Origin of the sequence: Xanthomonas arboricola (assembly GCF_002940665.1) — a bacterium.
Classification (GTDB): Bacteria; Pseudomonadota; Gammaproteobacteria; order Xanthomonadales; family Xanthomonadaceae; genus Xanthomonas; species Xanthomonas arboricola_B.
Map to the genome: position 1 here is coordinate 1 of NZ_MIGY01000006.1, position 17,461 is coordinate 17,461.

Here is a 17,461-nt window from a genome sequence, read left to right on the forward strand (position 1 = left end):
CGTGGTCTTGCCATGGTCGACGTGACCGATGGTGCCGACGTTCACGTGCGGCTTGGTGCGCTCAAATTTAGCTTTTGCCATGACTAACTACCTCTAATTGAAAAATTTGTGAGAAGTGGCTGAGCGAACTCAGCCCTTCTTGGTGACGGCGTCGGCGATGTTGGCCGGTGCCTCTTCGTAGTGGTCGAATTCCATCGAGAACGTCGCACGACCCTGGCTCATCGAGCGCAGCGAGGTCGCGTAGCCGAACATTTCACCCAGCGGAATCATCGCGTTGATGATCTTGCCCGACGGGCTGTCGTCCTGACCCTGCAACACGCCACGACGGCGGCTTACGTCGCCCATCACGTCACCCAGGTAATCCTCCGGGCTGACGATTTCGACCTTCATGATCGGCTCCAGCAACACCGGGCTGGCTTTCGCAAAGCCCTGCTTGAACGCCATCGACGCGGCCAGCTTGAACGCCATTTCCGACGAGTCGACGTCGTGGTACGAGCCGAACACCAGCTTGACCTTCACGCCCACCACCGGGAAGCCGGCGATCGGACCACTGGTGATCGTCTCGCGCAGACCCTTTTCAACCGAGGGGATGAATTCCTTCGGGATGATGCCGCCGGTGATGTCGTTGATGAAGAGGAAATCGTCCTTGACGTTGTCGCTCTTGCGGTCATCCTCGGTCATCGGCGACAGCTCGATCACCACGTGACCGTACTGACCCTTACCACCGGACTGCTTGGCGTGCTTGTAGTCGGACTTGACGTCGGACTTGCGGATCGTTTCGCGGTAGGCCACCTGCGGCTTGCCGACGTTGGCCTCGACATTGAACTCGCGACGCATACGGTCGACGATGATGTCCAGGTGCAACTCGCCCATGCCCGAGATGATGGTCTGGCCGGATTCTTCGTCGGTCTTGACGCGGAACGAGGGATCTTCCTGCGCCAGACGGCCCAGGGCCATGCCCATCTTTTCCTGGTCCGACTTGGTCTTGGGCTCCACCGCCATCGAGATCACCGGCTCCGGGAACACCATGCGCTCCAGGGTGATGACCTTGTCCTGCGCACACAGCGTGTCGCCGGTGGTGACGTCCTTCAGACCCACGGCAGCGGCGATGTCACCAGCGCGCACTTCCTTGATCTCTTCGCGATTGTTGGAGTGCATCTGCAGGATGCGGCCCACACGCTCTTTCTTCGACTTGACCGGGTTGTAGACCTGGTCGCCCGAGTTCAACGTGCCCGAGTAGACACGGAAGAACGTCAGCGAGCCCACGAACGGGTCGGTCATGATCTTGAACGCCAACGCCGAGAACGGCGCGGTATCGGTGGCAGGACGGGTGTCTTCCTTCTCGTCCTCGTCGATACCCGCAACCGGCGGACGGTCGGCCGGCGACGGCAACAAGTGCACGACGCCGTCGAGCATGGCCTGCACGCCCTTGTTCTTGAACGCCGAGCCGCAGAACACCGGCACGATTTCGACCTTCAGGGTGCGCTCGCGCAGACCCACCAGAATCTCTTCTTCGCTCAGGTCGCCCTCGTTAAGGTACTTGTCCATCAGGTCTTCGCTGGCTTCTGCAGCCGCCTCGACCATGAACGAACGCGCCTCGGTCGCGATCTCGACCAGATCGGCCGGGATGTCGCGGTATTCGAAGGTGGTGCCCTGCGATGCGGTATCCCAATGGATCGCCTTCATCTTGAGCAGGTCGACCACGCCCTCGAAGCCGTCTTCGGCACCGATCGGCACCTGCATCGGCACGGCATAAGCGCCCAGACGGGCCTTCAGCTGCTCGACGACCTTGTCGAAGTTGGCACCGGTGCGGTCCATCTTGTTGACGAAGGCCATGCGCGGAACGGCGTACTTGTTGGCCTGGCGCCACACGGTCTCGGACTGCGGCTGCACGCCACCGACGGCGCACAGCACGAACACCGCGCCATCGAGCACGCGCAAGGAGCGCTCCACTTCGATGGTGAAGTCGACGTGCCCGGGGGTGTCGATGATGTTGAAGCGGTGCTGCGGCATGGACTTGTCCATACCCGACCAGAACGCAGTGGTCGCAGCGGAGGTGATGGTGATACCACGCTCCTGCTCCTGCTCCATCCAGTCCATCACTGCAGCGCCGTCATGGACTTCGCCGATCTTGTGACTGACACCGGTGTAGAACAGGATGCGCTCGGAAGTGGTGGTCTTGCCGGCATCGATGTGGGCCATGATGCCGAAGTTGCGGTAACGCTCGATAGGGGTGGTGCGGGCCACGGGGAGCCTCTCAATTTCTTGGATTTCGGATGGCCGAACGCCGCCTTTCGGCGGCCTTCGGATTGGATGCGACGCAAAACGCGTCGCAAACAGCACTCAGATGGTGCTGAAGGGCCCCGTTACCAAGGCCCACGAGGTCACCAGCGGTAATGTGCGAACGCCTTGTTCGCCTCCGCCATACGGTGCGTCTCTTCGCGCTTCTTGATCGCGCCGCCACGGCTTTCCGAGGCGTCCAACAGTTCTGCAGCCAGCTTGCGCGGCATGGTGTTCTCGCCACGCTTGCGCGCGGAATCGATCAACCAGCGCATTGCCAGCGCCATGCGACGGGAGGAACGCACTTCGACGGGCACCTGATAGGTAGCACCACCGACGCGACGCGATTTAACTTCGACAGCCGGGGCCACGTTGTCCAGTGCTTTTTGCACCAGCTCGACGGCATTCGGATTCTTTTCGCCAATGACGTCCATCGCGCCATAGACAATTTTCTCAGCAACCGACTTCTTGCCACTTTGCATCACCATATTGATGAAGCGGGCAATGGTTTCGCTGCCATGCTTTGGATCAGGCAGGACGGTGCGCTGCGGAGTAGAACCTTTACGGGACATTGGAGTGTTTCCTTAGCTCTTCGGGCGCTTGGCGCCGTACTTGGAACGACCTTGACGGCGCTTTGCGACGCCGGCGGCGTCCAGCGAACCACGGACGGTGTGATAACGCACACCGGGAAGATCCTTGACGCGGCCACCACGGATCAGGACCACGGAGTGCTCCTGCAGGTTGTGGCCTTCACCACCGATGTAGCTGATGACCTCTTCCTGGTTCGTCAGGCGCACTTTGGCAACCTTACGCAGGGCCGAGTTCGGCTTCTTCGGGGTAGTGGTATAGACGCGTGTGCAGACGCCACGGCGCTGCGGACACTTGTCCAGTGCCGGGGAGGCACTCTTGTAGGTGGTCGCTTGCCGAGGCTTGCGGACCAGCTGATTGATCGTCGTCATCAGTTGATTCTTCTGATTGAGAGGCCGAGACGGCCTTGCACGAAAACAAAGGCAGGCCGAAAAACGGCCCGCCGAGACAGGGAAGTATAGCTGGCAGGACGAAACTCCGTCAACTTCACGGAATTCTAACCCTGCTGGCCCATCCAAGGCCGGAAAACGGAGGGCCTCCTGCCCTCCTTTTCGCTTGGCTTACGGCGGTCTTGCGACCGCCGTCGGAGCGCTTACTCCTCGTCCGCGCCAGCGTCGGCCACGGCTGCGACCGGTTCGGCCGCCGTCGGCTTGCCCGACAGCGTTTCCATTTCCGAGTCGGTCAGACCCGACGACTTGCGACGTCCGGCGTGATACGCCAAACCGGTACCGGCCGGGATCAGACGACCCACGATCACGTTTTCCTTCAGACCGCGCAGGTTGTCGCGGGTGCCGCGCACGGCAGCCTCGGTCAGCACGCGGGTGGTCTCCTGGAACGAGGCCGCCGAGATGAACGACTCGGTGGCCAGCGAAGCCTTGGTGATACCCAGCAGCACCGGATCGTACTTGGCCGGCAGTTCGTTGCGCTTGACCAGGCGGGCATTTTCCTCGATGACGCGCTGGCGCTCGACCTGCTCGCCGTTGAGGAACTTGCTGGTGCCCTGGTCGGTGATCTCGACCTTACGCAGCATCTGGCGAGTGATCACCTCGATGTGCTTGTCGTTGATCTTCACGCCCTGCAGGCGGTACACGTCCTGGATTTCCTTGACCAGATACGCGGCCAGCGGCTCGACACCCAGCAGACGCAGGATGTCCTGCGGGCTCGGCTCGCCGTCCACCACGGTTTCGCCCTTGGTCACATGCTCGCCTTCGAACACGATGATCTGGCGGTACTTCGGGATCAGCTCTTCGTGTTCCGACCCATCGGTGTCCTTGATGATCAGGCGCTGCTTGCCCTTGGTGTCCTTACCGAAGCTGATGATGCCCGAACGCTCGGCCAGGATCGCAGGATCCTTCGGCTTGCGTGCTTCGAACAGGTCGGCAACGCGCGGCAGACCACCGGTGATGTCGCGGGTCTTGGACGCTTCCTGCGGGATCTTGGCAACCACGTCGCCCACGCCGACGGCGGCGCCGTCCTGCAGGTTGACAATGGAGCGCGGCGGCAACAGGTACTGGGCCGGCAGATCCGTATTCGGGATCGTCAGGTCGTTGCCCTTGCCATCGACGATGCGCACGATCGGGCGCAGTTCCTTGGCATGTGCACCGCGACGCTTCGGGTCGGTGATCTCGCGCGAGGCCAGACCGGTCAGTTCGTCGGTCTTCTCAATGACGGTGACGCCGTCGACGAAGTCGATGAAGCGGATGAAACCGGCCACTTCCGACACGATCGGGTGGTTATGCGGATCCCAGTTCGCCACGCCCTGCCCGGCCTTGACCGCATCCCCGTCCTTGGCGGTGATGGTGGCGCCGTACGGCAGCTTGTAACGCTCGCGCTCGCGGCCATGGCCGTCGAGCACGGACAGTTCGCCCGAACGCGAGACCGCGACCAGCGCGCCGCTGGCGTGCGCCACCGACTTGAGGTTGTTGAACTTCACCGAACCGGTGGTCTTGACGGTGATGTTGTCCACCGCCGCCGCACGCGATGCCGCACCACCGATGTGGAACGTACGCATGGTCAGCTGGGTACCCGGCTCACCGATCGACTGGGCGGCGATGACGCCGACCGCTTCACCGATGTTGACCTGGTGACCGCGTGCGAGGTCGCGGCCGTAGCAACGTGCGCACACGCCGAACGAGGACTCGCAGCTGATGGTCGAACGCACCTTCACCGACTGCACGCTGGCGTCTTCCAGCTTGGCAACCCAGGCTTCGTCCAGCAGCGTGTTGCGCGTGACGATCGGCTCTTCGTCGTTGCCCGGCAGGTACACGTCCTCGGCCACCACACGGCCCAGCACGCGCTCCTTCAACGGCTCCACCACGTCGCCGCCTTCCACGATCGGGGTCATGATCAACCCTTCGGTGGTGCCGCAATCGACTTCGGTGATCACCACGTCCTGCGCCACGTCGACCAGGCGACGGGTCAGATAACCCGAGTTCGCGGTCTTGAGCGCGGTATCGGCCAGACCCTTACGGGCACCGTGGGTGGAGTTGAAGTACTCCTGCACGTTCAGGCCTTCGCGGAAGTTCGCCTTGATCGGCGTCTCGATGATCGAGCCATCCGGACGCGCCATCAGGCCGCGCATGCCGGCCAGCTGACGGATCTGCGCCTGCGAACCACGCGCACCGGAGTCGGCCATGATGTACAGCGAGTTCATCGACTTCTGGTCGATGGTCTCGCCCTTGGCGTTTTCGACCTTTTCAGTACCGATGGTGTCCATCATCGCCTTGGCGATGCGCTCGCTGGTGCGCGACCAGATGTCCACGACCTTGTTGTAGCGCTCGCCGGCGGTGACCAGACCGGACTGGTACTGCTCCTGGATTTCCAGCACTTCGGCTTCGGCCTCGGTGAGGATGCCCTTCTTCTCGTCCGGGATCAGCATGTCGTCGATGCCGATCGACACGCCTGCGCGGGTCGCGTAGGCATAGCCGGTGTACATCAGCTTGTCGGCGAACACGACGGTGTCCTTCAAGCCCAGCAGACGGTAGCTGGAGTTGATCAGACGCGAGATGTTCTTCTTGGTCATCTCGGTGTTGGCCAACTGGAACGGCAGGCCTTCGGGCAGGATCTCGCTCAACAGCGCACGACCGACCGTGGTGTCCACGATCGAGGTGCCGCTGCTGCGCTTGCCGTCGGCTTCCACGTCCACCTGGGTGATGCGGACCTTGACCTTGGCGTGCAGTTCCACCACGCGGTTGTCGTAGGCGCGCTTCACTTCGCTGGTGTTGGCGAACACCATGCCTTCGCCCTTCTTGTTCTCCAGGGCGCGGCTCATGTAGTACAGGCCCAACACCACGTCCTGCGACGGCACGATGATCGGCTCGCCGTTGGCCGGCGACAGAATGTTGTTGGTGGACATCATCAACGCACGCGCTTCCAGCTGGGCTTCCAGCGAGAGCGGCACGTGGACGGCCATCTGGTCACCGTCGAAGTCGGCGTTGAACGCAGTACACACCAGCGGATGCAGCTGGATGGCCTTGCCTTCGATCAACACCGGCTCGAACGCCTGGATGCCCAGACGGTGCAGGGTCGGTGCACGGTTCAGCAGCACCGGATGCTCACGGATCACTTCTTCCAGGATGTCCCACACCTCGGCTTCTTCGCGCTCGACCAGCTTCTTGGCCGCCTTGATGGTGGTGGCCAGGCCGCGACGCTGCAGCTTGGCGAACACGAACGGCTTGAACAGCTCCAGCGCCATCTTCTTCGGCAGGCCGCACTGGTGCAGCTTGAGGTACGGACCGACGGTGATGACCGAACGACCGGAGTAGTCCACGCGTTTGCCGAGCAGGTTCTGGCGGAACCGGCCCTGCTTGCCCTTGATCATGTCGGCCAGCGACTTCAGCGGACGCTTGTTGGTGCCGGTGATGGCACGGCCGCGACGGCCGTTGTCCAGCAGCGCATCGACCGACTCCTGCAGCATGCGCTTCTCGTTGCGCACGATGATATCCGGCGCATTGAGCTCGAGCAGACGACGCAGACGGTTGTTGCGGTTGATCACGCGGCGGTACAGATCGTTCAGATCCGAAGTCGCGAAGCGGCCGCCATCCAGCGGCACCAGCGGACGCAGATCCGGCGGCAGCACCGGCAGCACGGTCATGACCATCCACTCCGGACGGTTGCCCGATTCCAGGAAGGCTTCGATCAGCTTGATGCGCTTGGTAAGGCGCTTGAGCTTGGTTTCCGAACCGGTGCTGGCGATCTCCTCGCGCAGGCGGGTCATTTCCGACTGCAGGTCGATCGTGCGCAACAGCTCGTACACGGCTTCGGCGCCCATGGCGGCGTCGAAGTCGTCGTTGTACTCCTGGCGTGCGGTCAGGTACTGCTCTTCGGTCAGCAGCTGGCGGCGCTCGAGCGGGGTCAGGCCCGGCTCGGTGACCACGTAGGCTTCGAAGTACAGCACGCGCTCGATGTCACGCAGGGTCATGTCCAGCATCAGGCCGATGCGCGAGGGCAACGACTTGAGGAACCAGATGTGCGCGACCGGCGAGGCCAAGTCGATGTGACCCATGCGCTCGCGACGGACCTTGGCCAGGGTGACTTCAGTGCCGCATTTTTCGCAGACGACGCCACGGTGCTTCATGCGCTTGTACTTGCCGCACAGGCACTCGTAGTCCTTGATCGGTCCGAAGATGGCGGCGCAGAACAGGCCGTCCCGCTCGGGCTTGAAGGTACGGTAGTTGATGGTTTCAGGCTTCTTCACTTCGCCGTAGGACCACGAACGGATCAGGTCCGGCGATGCCAGCGCGATCTTGATCGCGTCGAAATCCAGCGTCTGGCGCTGTTGATTGAAGAGGTTGAGCAGGTCTTTCATTTGATATCTCCGGGTCGGAGGAATTTCGTAGCTGAGATGAAACCGAGGGCCTTAGGTTCCGGATCCCCGCACCGCAGCGCGGCGCAGGGATCCGTCTCGATCACTCTTCCAGTTCCATGTTGATCGCCAGCGAGCGGATTTCCTTCACCAACACGTTGAAGGATTCCGGCATGCCCGCGACCATCTCGTGCTCACCATCGACGATGTTCTTGTACATCTGGTTGCGGCCCTGCACGTCGTCGGACTTCACCGTCAGCATTTCCTGCAGGGTGTAGGCCGCGCCATAGGCTTCCAGCGCCCAGACTTCCATCTCACCGAAGCGCTGACCACCGAACTGCGCCTTGCCGCCCAGCGGCTGCTGGGTGACGAGCGAGTACGGACCGGTCGAGCGCGCATGCATCTTGTCGTCGACCAGGTGGTTCAACTTCAGGTAGTGCATGTAGCCGACCGTGGTCTTGCGATCGAACGCTTCGCCGGTACGACCGTCGTACAACTGGGTCTGACCGCTCTGCGGCAGTTCGGCCAGTTCCAGCATGCGCTTGATTTCCGCTTCGCTGGCGCCGTCGAACACCGGGGTGGCCATCGGCACGCCATCGATCAGGTTCTTGCCCAGGTTGAGCAATTCCTCATCGCTGAACTGCGACAGGTCCACGCGCTGTGCATTGATCGCGCTGTCGTGGTTGTAGATGTCGTCCAGGAACTTGCGCAGCTCGCTGACCGCCGCCTGGGCTTCCAGCATGCGCTGGATCTTGCGACCCAGGCCCTTGGCGGCCCAGCCCAGATGCACTTCCAGAATCTGGCCGATGTTCATACGCGACGGCACGCCGAGCGGGTTCAGCACGATGTCCACCGGCTCGCCGGTGGCCATGTACGGCATGTCCTCGACAGGCACGACATTGGAGACCACACCCTTGTTGCCGTGGCGGCCTGCCATCTTGTCGCCCGGCTGGATGCGGCGCTTCACTGCCAGAAACACCTTGACCATCTTCAGCACGCCCGGTGCGAGATCGTCGCCCTGGGTGATCTTGCCGCGCTTGTCGGCGAAGCGTGCTTCGAATTCCTTCTCGTGCGCCTGGATCTGCTTCTGCGCGCGCTCGATGGCGTCGGCTGCGTCTTCGTCCTTCATGCGCAGCTGGAACCAATCGGACTTCTTCAGCCCGTCCAGATACGCGTCGGTGACGTTGTCGCCCTTCTTCAGGTTCGGACCACCGTTGGCGACCTTGCCCACGATCTGCGAGCGCAGACGTGCGTAGATGGCCGCTTCCAGGATGCGGAACTGGTCGTCGAAGTCCTTCTTGACGCGCTTGATCTCGGACTCTTCGATCTGACGCGCACGCTTGTCCTTCTCGATGCCGTCGCGGGTGAAGACCTGCACGTCGATGACGGTGCCGTCCATGCCCGGGGGCACGCGCAGCGAGCTGTCCTTCACGTCGGACGCCTTCTCACCGAAGATCGCACGCAGCAGCTTTTCTTCCGGAGTCAGCTGGCTCTCGCCCTTCGGCGTGACCTTGCCCACCATGATGTCGCCGGCACGCACTTCCGCACCGATGTACACCACGCCGCTCTCGTCCAGGCGGTTCAGCGCCTGCTCGGACACGTTCGGGATGTCGGCGGAAATTTCCTCCGGCCCCAGCTTGGTGTCGCGCGCAACGCAGGTCAGTTCTTCGATGTGGATCGTGGTGTAACGATCTTCTTCCACCACGCGCTCGGAGAGCAGGATGGAGTCTTCGAAGTTGTAGCCGTTCCACGGCATGAACGCGATCAGCATGTTCTGACCCAGCGCCAGCTCACCGATGTCGGTGGACGGGCCGTCGGCCAGCACGTCGCCGCGCGCGATCACGTCACCCACGTTCACCAGCGGACGCTGGTTAATGCAGGTGTTCTGGTTGGAGCGGGTGTACTTGATCAGGTTGTAGATATCCACGCCGGCATCGGTGCCGCCGCCGATTTCTGCCTCGTTGACCTTGACCACGATGCGGGCCGCGTCGATCTGCTCGATCACGCCACCACGCAAGGCGTTCACGGTCACGCCCGAGTCGCGCGCAACCGCACGCTCGATACCGGTTCCGACCAGCGGCTTCTGCGAACGCAGCGTCGGCACGGCTTGGCGCTGCATGTTGGCGCCCATCAGTGCGCGGTTGGCGTCGTCGTGCTCCAGGAACGGCACCAGCGCCGCGGCGACCGACACGGTCTGCATCGGCGAGACGTCCATGAAGTGCACTTCGGCCGGCGGCTTCAGCAGCGACTCGCCCTGGAACCGGCACGGCACGAACTGCTCGGTGAGCATGTTCTTGGCATCGGTCAGCGCGTTCGCCTGGGCGATCACGTACTCGTTTTCCTCGATCGCCGACAGGTATTCGACGTCGTCGGAGACCTTGCCGTCCAGCACCTTGCGGTACGGCGTCTCGAGGAAGCCGTACTGGTTGGTGCGGGCGAACACGGCCAGCGAGTTGATCAGGCCGATGTTCGGGCCTTCCGGCGTTTCGATGGTGCAGACGCGGCCGTAATGGGTCGGGTGCACGTCGCGCACTTCGAAGCCGGCGCGCTCGCGGGTCAGACCGCCCGGGCCCAGTGCGGAGACGCGACGCTTGTGCGTCACTTCCGACAGCGGGTTGTTCTGATCCATGAACTGCGACAGCTGCGAGGAGCCGAAGAACTCCTTGATCGCCGCAGCCACCGGCTTGGCGTTGATCAGTTCCTGCGGGGTCAGACCCTCGGACTCGGCCATCGACAGGCGCTCCTTGACCGCGCGCTCGACGCGGACCAGGCCCACGCGGAACACGTTCTCGGCCATTTCGCCGACCGAACGCACGCGACGGTTGCCCAGGTGATCGATGTCATCGACCACGCCGCGACCGTTGCGGATCTCGGTGAGCACCTTGATCACTTCCAGGATGTCGGAGGTGTCGGTGTGCTCGGCGACCAGGCGCTTGGATTCTTCGTCGTTGCGCTCGGCGAAGTACTTCTTGTCGTACAGCACCGACTCGCCCAGCACGTCCTTGCGGCCGACGCGACGGTTGAACTTCATGCGGCCGACCGTGGACAGGTCGTAGCGCTCGAAGGTGAAGAACAGGTTGTGGAACAGGTTCTGCGCGGCTTCCTTGGTCGGCGGCTCGCCCGGACGCATCATGCGGTAGATCTCGACCAGCGCTTCGAGCTGGGTCTTGGTCGGATCGATCCGCAGGGTGTTGGACAAATACGGACCGCGATCCAGATCGTTCACCCACAGGGTGCCGACCGCATCGACGCCGGCCTTGCGGAACGCCGCCAGCTGGTCTTCGGTGATCTCGTCGTTGGCATTGGCCAGCAATTCGCCGGTCGAGCCATCGACCACGTCGTGCGACAGGATGCGGGTGAGCAGGTAGTCGTCCGGCACGGCCAGCGCGGCGACACCGGCAGCTTCGAGCTGCTTGACGTGACGGGCGGTGATGCGCTTGCCCGCTTCCACGATGACCTTGTCACCATCGGCCAGGTCGAAGTTCAGCGTTTCGCCACGCAGACGCTCCGGCACCAGCTCCAGCTGCACGCCTTCGTCCGGGTTGATGTGGAAGGTGTTGATCTCGAAGAACTCGGCCAGCATCTCTTCGTTGCTGTAACCGAGCGCGCGCAGCAGGATCGACACCGGCAGCTTGCGGCGGCGGTCGATACGGGTGAACAGCGCGTCCTTCGGGTCGAACTCGAAGTCCAGCCAGGAACCGCGATACGGAATGATGCGGGCGCTGTACAGCAGCTTGCCCGAGCTGTGGGTCTTGCCACGGTCGTGGTCGAAGAACACACCCGGCGAACGGTGCAGCTGCGAGACGATGACGCGCTCGGTGCCGTTGACGATGAAGGTGCCGTTGTCGGTCATCAGCGGAATTTCGCCGAGATAGACCTCCTGCTCCTTCACGTACTTGATGGCCTTGGTGGACGACTCGCGGTCGTAGATCACCAGGCGCACGGTCACGCGCAGCGGCGCGCCATAGCTCATGCCGCGCTGACGGCATTCACGCTCGTCAAACACCGGCTGACCCAACTTGTAGCCCACGTATTCCAGCGCGGCATTGCCGCTGTAGCTGGAAATCGGGAACACCGACTTCAGGGCCGCGTGCAGACCGAGGTCCTTACGCTTGTTCGGCTCCACGTCTTCCTGCAGGAATTCGCGATAGGAATCGACCTGGATGGCAAGCAGGAACGGCACTTCGAGAATCGAGCGCTGCTTGCCAAAGTCCTTGCGGATACGCTTTTTTTCGGTGAACGAATAAGACGTCATGAGTCTTCACCCTAGGCTGCGGGGGCCGCGTCGCGGCGGCCCTGAAATAACAAAATTGTCAGTTGGAAGTCGCTGGTATTGCCGGCACCAGCACGCCTTCTCCCGCTACTTCCAACTACCAACTCGGTGAGGCCGGGAATCGGGAATGGAAAAATGGGAATCGGATGAGCACGCGATGTTGCATTTGCGATTCCCCAATCCCGATTCCCGATTTCCGCCCGAAACGGCCAAAGGCCGGGAGCTTTACGCTCCCAGCCTTCAGTGCATCACCATGAAACGCTGGCGATGCAAGGTATTGCTTACTTGATTTCGACCGTCGCGCCGGCTTCGGTCAGTTCCTTCTTGATCTTCTCGGCTTCGTCCTTCGAAGCGCCTTCCTTCAGCATGCCACCGGCTTCGGTCAGATCCTTGGCTTCCTTCAGGCCCAGGCCGGTCACGGCGCGGACAGCCTTGATGACGCCGACCTTGTTGGCGCCGCAGTTGGTCAGCACCACGTTGAACTCGGTCTGCTCTTCAACCACAGCAGCCGGGCCAGCTGCAGCAGCAGCGACCGGAGCGGCAGCGGAGACGCCGAACTTTTCTTCGATGGCCTTGACCAGCTCCATCACTTCCATCAGGGACTTCTCGGCGATGGCGTCGACGATCTGTTCGTTGGTAAGGGACATTGTGATTACCTTTAAATGATTTTCTGGATTGGGGTTCTAGCGAACGCTAGGACATCAAGCTTCGGCAGTCTCGGCGACCGGCGCGGCGGCTTCGTCGCCACCACCCTGCTTGTCGCCCACGGCCTTGACGGCACGGGCAAACATGGCAGCCGGTTCGGACAGCACGCGGGCCAGCATGGCCAGGGCCTGGTCGCGGGTCGGCAGCGAAGCCAACACGTCGACGTGGCCGGCCGGGAACAGTTCCCCGCCGATGGACACGACCTTGGCCTGCAACTTGTCGTTGCCCTTGGCGAATTCCTTGATCAGGCGACCGGCAGCGCCGGGCTCCTCCATCGAAAACGCATACAGCAAAGGACCGACCAGCTTGTCAGCGACGACAGCGAAATCAGTACCTTCAACGGCGCGCGCAGCCAGGGTGTTCTTGACAACTTTCAAGAACACGCCGGTTTCGCGTGCCTGCTTGCGCATCGCGGTCATCTGGGAGACCGTGATGCCAGCGTATTCGGCGGCGATCAAGGAGTGAGCCTTGGCGGCGATGTCTGCCAGCTCGGCGACTACTTCTTGCTTCTGAGACAGATTGAGAGCCATTGCACTCCTCCGTTAAAGCCGGGATTGGTGATTGGTGATTGGTGATTCGCCAGAGCCGTGAAGCAGCCTGCAAATCCCCAATGCCGAATCCCTCATCCCCGCTTCAAACTACTCCGCTCGCGGCTCCTGCCGGTTGCGGTCCAGGGCAGCCTCCTTCCTGGAAGCCGGGAACATCGACCGATGTTCCTTTGGTGGCCGTTCTAGACATGGAGTGGACTCGATCCGGGATGTCCCAGACGCGCGTAAACCAGAAAGCTCCAGAAGGGCGACACCATCTACGCCGGCCGGCTCTTGCGAACCTGATTAAGCGATCCCGCTGCATCGACGGCGACTCCCTGCCAGTGCGAGCATCCATGCCCGTCGTCGATCTGCGCTGACCGCGCCTGCGGTCTTTGACGGCTACCGCCGGACATGCCGGCGATCGCCTTCAAAATGTCCGTTACCCCAAAGGAGGGCACGGACTCCCAGCACACGGTGACCTGGGCCGGAAAAACAATGCTGTACTACATCGACGGGTCAGGCCCAAGACAGGCCCGTCCCTTCGACTCACTTCAGTGCAAGGCTCGACTGGTCGACCGTCACGCCAGGACCCATCGTCGAGCTGACCGACACCTTCTGCAGGTAGGTACCCTTGGAAGTGGCCGGCTTGGCCTTGATCAGATCCAGCAACAGCGCCTGCAGGTTCGACTTCAGCGCTTCGTCGTCGAAGCTGGCCTTGCCGATGGTGCAGTGGATGATACCGGCCTTGTCGGTGCGGTAACGCACCTGACCCGACTTGGCATTCTTGACCGCTTCGCCCGGGTTGGCCGACACGGTGCCGACCTTCGGGTTCGGCATCAGGCCGCGCGGGCCCAGCAGCGTGCCGAGCTTACCGACGACGCGCATCGCGTCCGGGGTGGCGATGACCACGTCGTAGCTCAGATCGCCAGCCTGCATCTTCTCGGCCAGGTCATCCATGCCCACCGCCTCGGCACCAGCGGCCAGGGCTTCGTCGGCCTTGGCACCGGCCGGTGCGAACACGGCAACGCGAACGCTCTTGCCGGTACCGGCCGGCAGCACGGTCGAACCGCGCACCTGCTGGTCGGACTTCTTGGCGTCCACGCCCAGGCGCACGGCAACGTCGATCGACTCGACGAACTTGGCCTTGGTCACGGTCTTCAGGATCTTGATTGCGTCTTCGAAGGCATAGGTCTTGCCCGGAACGACAGCGGCCGCAATGGCCTTAACGCGCTTGCTCTGTGCCATGTCTTAGCCCTCCACCGTCAAACCCATGCTGCGGGCAGAACCCGCAATCGTGCGCACTGCCGCTTCCAGCTCGGCCGCCGTCAAATCGGCTTCCTTGACCTTGGCGATCTCTTCCAGCTGCTTGCGCGTCACCTTGCCCACCTTGTCGGTGTTGGGGCGCTTGGAACCGGACGTCACGCCTGCAGCCTTCTTGAGCAGCACGCTGGCCGGGGTGCTCTTGGTGATGAAAGTGAAGGTACGGTCGGAATACGCAGTGATGACCACCGGCGTCGGCAGACCCGGTTCCAGCTTGGACGTGGCCGCGTTGAACGCCTTGCAGAATTCCATGATGTTCAGACCGCGCTGACCCAGCGCAGGGCCGACCGGCGGCGCAGGATTGGCCTGACCGGCCTTGACCTGCAACTTGATGTAAGCAGTTATCTTCTTTGCCATTTCGATACTCTCCGGGTGCTAGCGCCTAATCTGCAGGCTCCCCATCGGACCGGGAAATCACGTGTCCCGGCTTCACGCTTTTGACCACACGCAGATGGCTGCCATGCGGCAGCCATTGGTTCCCGGCGATTCGCCAGGTCAGCGAGCCGCGCACTATAGCAGCATTCAAGGCGGGCGCCTAGACAGCGCCCGGCCGGCGTCAGCCCTTCTCGACCTGACCGAACTCGAGCTCGACCGGCGTGGAGCGACCGAAGATGAGCACGGCAACCCGCAACCTGCTCTTCTCGTAATTCACTTCTTCCACCACGCCATTGAAGTCGTTGAACGGACCATCGGTGACGCGCACCATCTGACCCGGCTCAAACAATACCTTCGGGCGCGGCTTCTCGACGCCGTCCTGCACACGCTGCAGGATCGCATCGGCTTCTTCATCGCGAATCGGCAACGGACGGTCGGCGGTGCCACCAATGAAACCCATCACCTTGGAAGTCTCCTTCACCAGGTGCCAGCTTTCATTGTCGATGCGCGGAATACCGGCTTCTTCGTGGGTCTCGATCTGCACCAGCACATAGCCGGGGAAGAACTTGCGCTCGGACCGACGCTTTTGGCCGGCACGCATTTCGATGACCTCTTCGGTCGGCACCAGCACGTCGCCGAAACGGTCTTCCATTTCGGTACGGGCGATACGGTCGCGCAATGCCTGCGCAACGGATTTTTCGAAGCCTGAATAGGCGTGAACGACATACCAACGCTTCACTGCTTGATTCTCCTCAACGAGCCAGGAACCACTGCGTGAGCTTCTGGATGACAAAGTCGAAGCCGCCCAACAGCAAACTCAGAATGATCACAACAACAATTACGACCCAGGTCGTACGAATGGCTTCCTGGCGCGTCGGCCAGACTACCTTGCGCAACTCGAACCTGGATTCGGACATGAATTCGCGGGTGTTCCGGCCTTTGCCGGTTCCCAAAACCACAAACGCACCCGCCACCAGACCCACGATCACGGCCAGCGCACGCAATTGCGGCGTCCAGGCTCCAAACTGCGTGGCACGCTCGGGCGCAGAAAACCAGAACCACACAAACAACCCCGCGATCACCAGGAGCGCGGAGATGACGTATTTCACGATATCAGCGCTGGCAGCAGACGCGCTTTTGGAAGGCTCGATTTTGCTATTCATCCGGCTCTAGTTACCGATCTGACCCGAGTCGCTGGGCCGGAAAGAGGAGTGGCACGCCAGGAGGGACTCGAACCCCCAACCTGCGGTTTTGGAGACCGCTGCTCTGCCAATTGAGCTACTGGCGTATGTACTCGTTTACCGCAAACCCTAAGACAACGAAGGCGGACCGCGGTTCAGCCGGCCCGCCATTCGTTTGAATCCAGCCACCGCAAGACGGCTGGACGCAGGCACTTACTTGACGATCTTGGCAACCACGCCGGCGCCGACGGTACGACCGCCTTCACGGATGGCGAAGCGCAGACCTTCGTCCATCGCGACCGGGTTGATCAGGGTCACGACCATCTTCACGTTGTCGCCCGGCATCACCATCTCCACGCCTTCCGGCAGCTGGCAAGCGCCAGTGATGTCGGTGGTGCGGAAGTAGAACTGCGGACGGTAGCCCTTGAAGAACGGGGTATGACGGCCACCCTCATCCTTGGACAGCACGTACACTTCGGCTTCGAACTCGGTATGCGGCTTGATCGAACCCGGCTTGCACAGCACCTGGCCGCGCTCGACGTCGTCACGCTTGGTGCCGCGCAGCAGCAGACCGGCATTGTCGCCCGCCTGACCCTGGTCCAGCAGCTTGCGGAACATTTCCACACCGGTGACGGTGGTCTTCTGGGTGTCGCGGATACCGACGATTTCGATTTCGTCGCCGACCTTGATGATGCCGCGCTCGATACGACCGGTCACCACGGTGCCGCGGCCGGAGATCGAGAACACGTCTTCGACCGGCATCAGGAACGGACGATCAACGTCGCGGGTCGGCTCCGGAATGAACGAATCCAGCGCCTCGACCAGCTTCAGGATCGCCGGCACGCCGATCTCGCTCTGGTCGCCATCCAGCGCCAGACGCGCCGAACCGTGGATGATCGGGGTGTCATCGCCCGGGAAGTCGTACTTGCTCAGCAGCTCGCGCACTTCCATCTCGACCAGCTCGAGCAGCTCGGCATCGTCGACCATGTCGGCCTTGTTCAGGAACACGACGATGTGCGGCACACCGACCTGACGCGAGAGCAGGATGTGCTCGCGGGTCTGCGGCATCGGGCCGTCGGCAGCCGAACACACCAGGATCGCGCCGTCCATCTGCGCCGCACCGGTGATCATGTTCTTGACATAGTCGGCGTGGCCGGGGCAATCGACGTGCGCGTAGTGACGGCTCGGGGATTCGTATTCGACGTGGGCGGTCGAAATCGTGATGCCGCGCGCCTTCTCTTCCGGCGCCGCATCGATCGCGTCATACGCCTTGAACTCGCCACCGAAACGCTCAGCACCGATCTTGGTCAGCGCGGCTGTCAACGTGGTCTTGCCATGGTCGACGTGACCGATGGTGCCGACGTTCACGTGCGGCTTGGTGCGCTCAAATTTAGCTTTTGCCATG

Annotated in this window: 12 protein-coding genes and 1 tRNA gene; all 13 read right to left on the reverse strand. The window is 62.2% G+C overall.

Translation table 11 applies throughout. From position 1 onward, the window contains the following. Window positions 1-129 precede the first annotated feature (129 nt). On the reverse strand, window positions 130-2,247 hold the full coding sequence (fusA, locus tag XarjCFBP7645_RS21080) for an elongation factor G (RefSeq protein ID WP_053045361.1): 2,118 nt from the start codon (window positions 2,245-2,247) through the stop codon (window positions 130-132). A gap of 137 nt (window positions 2,248-2,384) precedes the next feature. Beyond that, window positions 2,385-2,852, reverse strand: coding sequence for a 30S ribosomal protein S7 (rpsG, locus tag XarjCFBP7645_RS21085; RefSeq protein ID WP_005993356.1), 468 nt, complete (start codon window positions 2,850-2,852; stop codon window positions 2,385-2,387). Window positions 2,853-2,864: 12 nt separating this feature from the next. Then, window positions 2,865-3,239 (reverse strand): 30S ribosomal protein S12, encoded by a 375-nt coding sequence (rpsL, locus tag XarjCFBP7645_RS21090; protein WP_002811712.1) that lies wholly within the window; start codon window positions 3,237-3,239, stop codon window positions 2,865-2,867. A gap of 221 nt (window positions 3,240-3,460) precedes the next feature. Further along, window positions 3,461-7,675: a DNA-directed RNA polymerase subunit beta' gene (gene rpoC / locus XarjCFBP7645_RS21095; RefSeq protein ID WP_016900676.1), complete on the reverse strand. Its 4,215-nt coding sequence runs from the start codon at window positions 7,673-7,675 to the stop codon at window positions 3,461-3,463. Between the two features lie 100 nt (window positions 7,676-7,775). Continuing rightward, window positions 7,776-11,927: a DNA-directed RNA polymerase subunit beta gene (rpoB, locus tag XarjCFBP7645_RS21100; protein WP_016900677.1), complete on the reverse strand. Its 4,152-nt coding sequence runs from the start codon at window positions 11,925-11,927 to the stop codon at window positions 7,776-7,778. A 299-nt stretch (window positions 11,928-12,226) separates the two neighbouring features. Next, window positions 12,227-12,592, reverse strand: coding sequence for a 50S ribosomal protein L7/L12 (gene rplL, locus XarjCFBP7645_RS21105; protein WP_008574194.1), 366 nt, complete (start codon window positions 12,590-12,592; stop codon window positions 12,227-12,229). Window positions 12,593-12,646: 54 nt separating this feature from the next. Beyond that, window positions 12,647-13,180, reverse strand: coding sequence for a 50S ribosomal protein L10 (gene rplJ, locus XarjCFBP7645_RS21110; protein WP_016900680.1), 534 nt, complete (start codon window positions 13,178-13,180; stop codon window positions 12,647-12,649). 546 nt (window positions 13,181-13,726) lie between these two features. Next, a complete protein-coding gene (gene rplA / locus XarjCFBP7645_RS21115; RefSeq protein WP_016900681.1) occupies window positions 13,727-14,425 on the reverse strand; it encodes a 50S ribosomal protein L1 in 699 nt (232 codons plus the stop codon). A gap of 3 nt (window positions 14,426-14,428) precedes the next feature. Continuing rightward, entirely contained in the window at window positions 14,429-14,857 is a 429-nt protein-coding gene (rplK, locus tag XarjCFBP7645_RS21120) for a 50S ribosomal protein L11 (protein ID WP_016900682.1), read from the reverse strand. A gap of 199 nt (window positions 14,858-15,056) precedes the next feature. Then, a complete protein-coding gene (nusG, locus tag XarjCFBP7645_RS21125; RefSeq protein WP_016900683.1) occupies window positions 15,057-15,614 on the reverse strand; it encodes a transcription termination/antitermination protein NusG in 558 nt (185 codons plus the stop codon). A 13-nt stretch (window positions 15,615-15,627) separates the two neighbouring features. Further along, window positions 15,628-16,038 carry a preprotein translocase subunit SecE gene (gene secE / locus XarjCFBP7645_RS21130; protein ID WP_104539035.1) on the reverse strand — a complete coding sequence of 137 codons (411 nt, stop codon included), beginning with the start codon at window positions 16,036-16,038 and terminating at the stop codon, window positions 15,628-15,630. 49 nt (window positions 16,039-16,087) lie between these two features. Beyond that, window positions 16,088-16,163 (reverse strand) — tRNA-Trp (locus XarjCFBP7645_RS21135). Between the two features lie 106 nt (window positions 16,164-16,269). Beyond that, window positions 16,270-17,460 (reverse strand): elongation factor Tu, encoded by a 1,191-nt coding sequence (gene tuf / locus XarjCFBP7645_RS21140; RefSeq protein WP_104538414.1) that lies wholly within the window; start codon window positions 17,458-17,460, stop codon window positions 16,270-16,272. Window position 17,461: the final 1 nt, after the last annotated feature.

Excerpts from the sequence above, each read along its gene's own strand:
- rpsG (WP_005993356.1), bottom strand. The coding sequence starts at position 2,852 with ATGTCCCGTAAAGGTTCTACTCCGCAGCGCACCGTCCTGCCTGATCCA.
- rpsL (WP_002811712.1), bottom strand. The coding sequence starts at position 3,239 with ATGACGACGATCAATCAGCTGGTCCGCAAGCCTCGGCAAGCGACCACC.
- rpoC (WP_016900676.1), bottom strand. The coding sequence starts at position 7,675 with ATGAAAGACCTGCTCAACCTCTTCAATCAACAGCGCCAGACGCTGGAT.
- rpoB (WP_016900677.1), bottom strand. The coding sequence starts at position 11,927 with ATGACGTCTTATTCGTTCACCGAAAAAAAGCGTATCCGCAAGGACTTT.
- rplL (WP_008574194.1), bottom strand. The coding sequence starts at position 12,592 with ATGTCCCTTACCAACGAACAGATCGTCGACGCCATCGCCGAGAAGTCC.
- rplJ (WP_016900680.1), bottom strand. The coding sequence starts at position 13,180 with ATGGCTCTCAATCTGTCTCAGAAGCAAGAAGTAGTCGCCGAGCTGGCA.
- rplA (WP_016900681.1), bottom strand. The coding sequence starts at position 14,425 with ATGGCACAGAGCAAGCGCGTTAAGGCCATTGCGGCCGCTGTCGTTCCG.
- rplK (WP_016900682.1), bottom strand. The coding sequence starts at position 14,857 with ATGGCAAAGAAGATAACTGCTTACATCAAGTTGCAGGTCAAGGCCGGT.
- secE (WP_104539035.1), bottom strand. The coding sequence starts at position 16,038 with ATGAATAGCAAAATCGAGCCTTCCAAAAGCGCGTCTGCTGCCAGCGCT.
- tuf (WP_104538414.1), bottom strand. The coding sequence starts at position 17,460 with ATGGCAAAAGCTAAATTTGAGCGCACCAAGCCGCACGTGAACGTCGGC.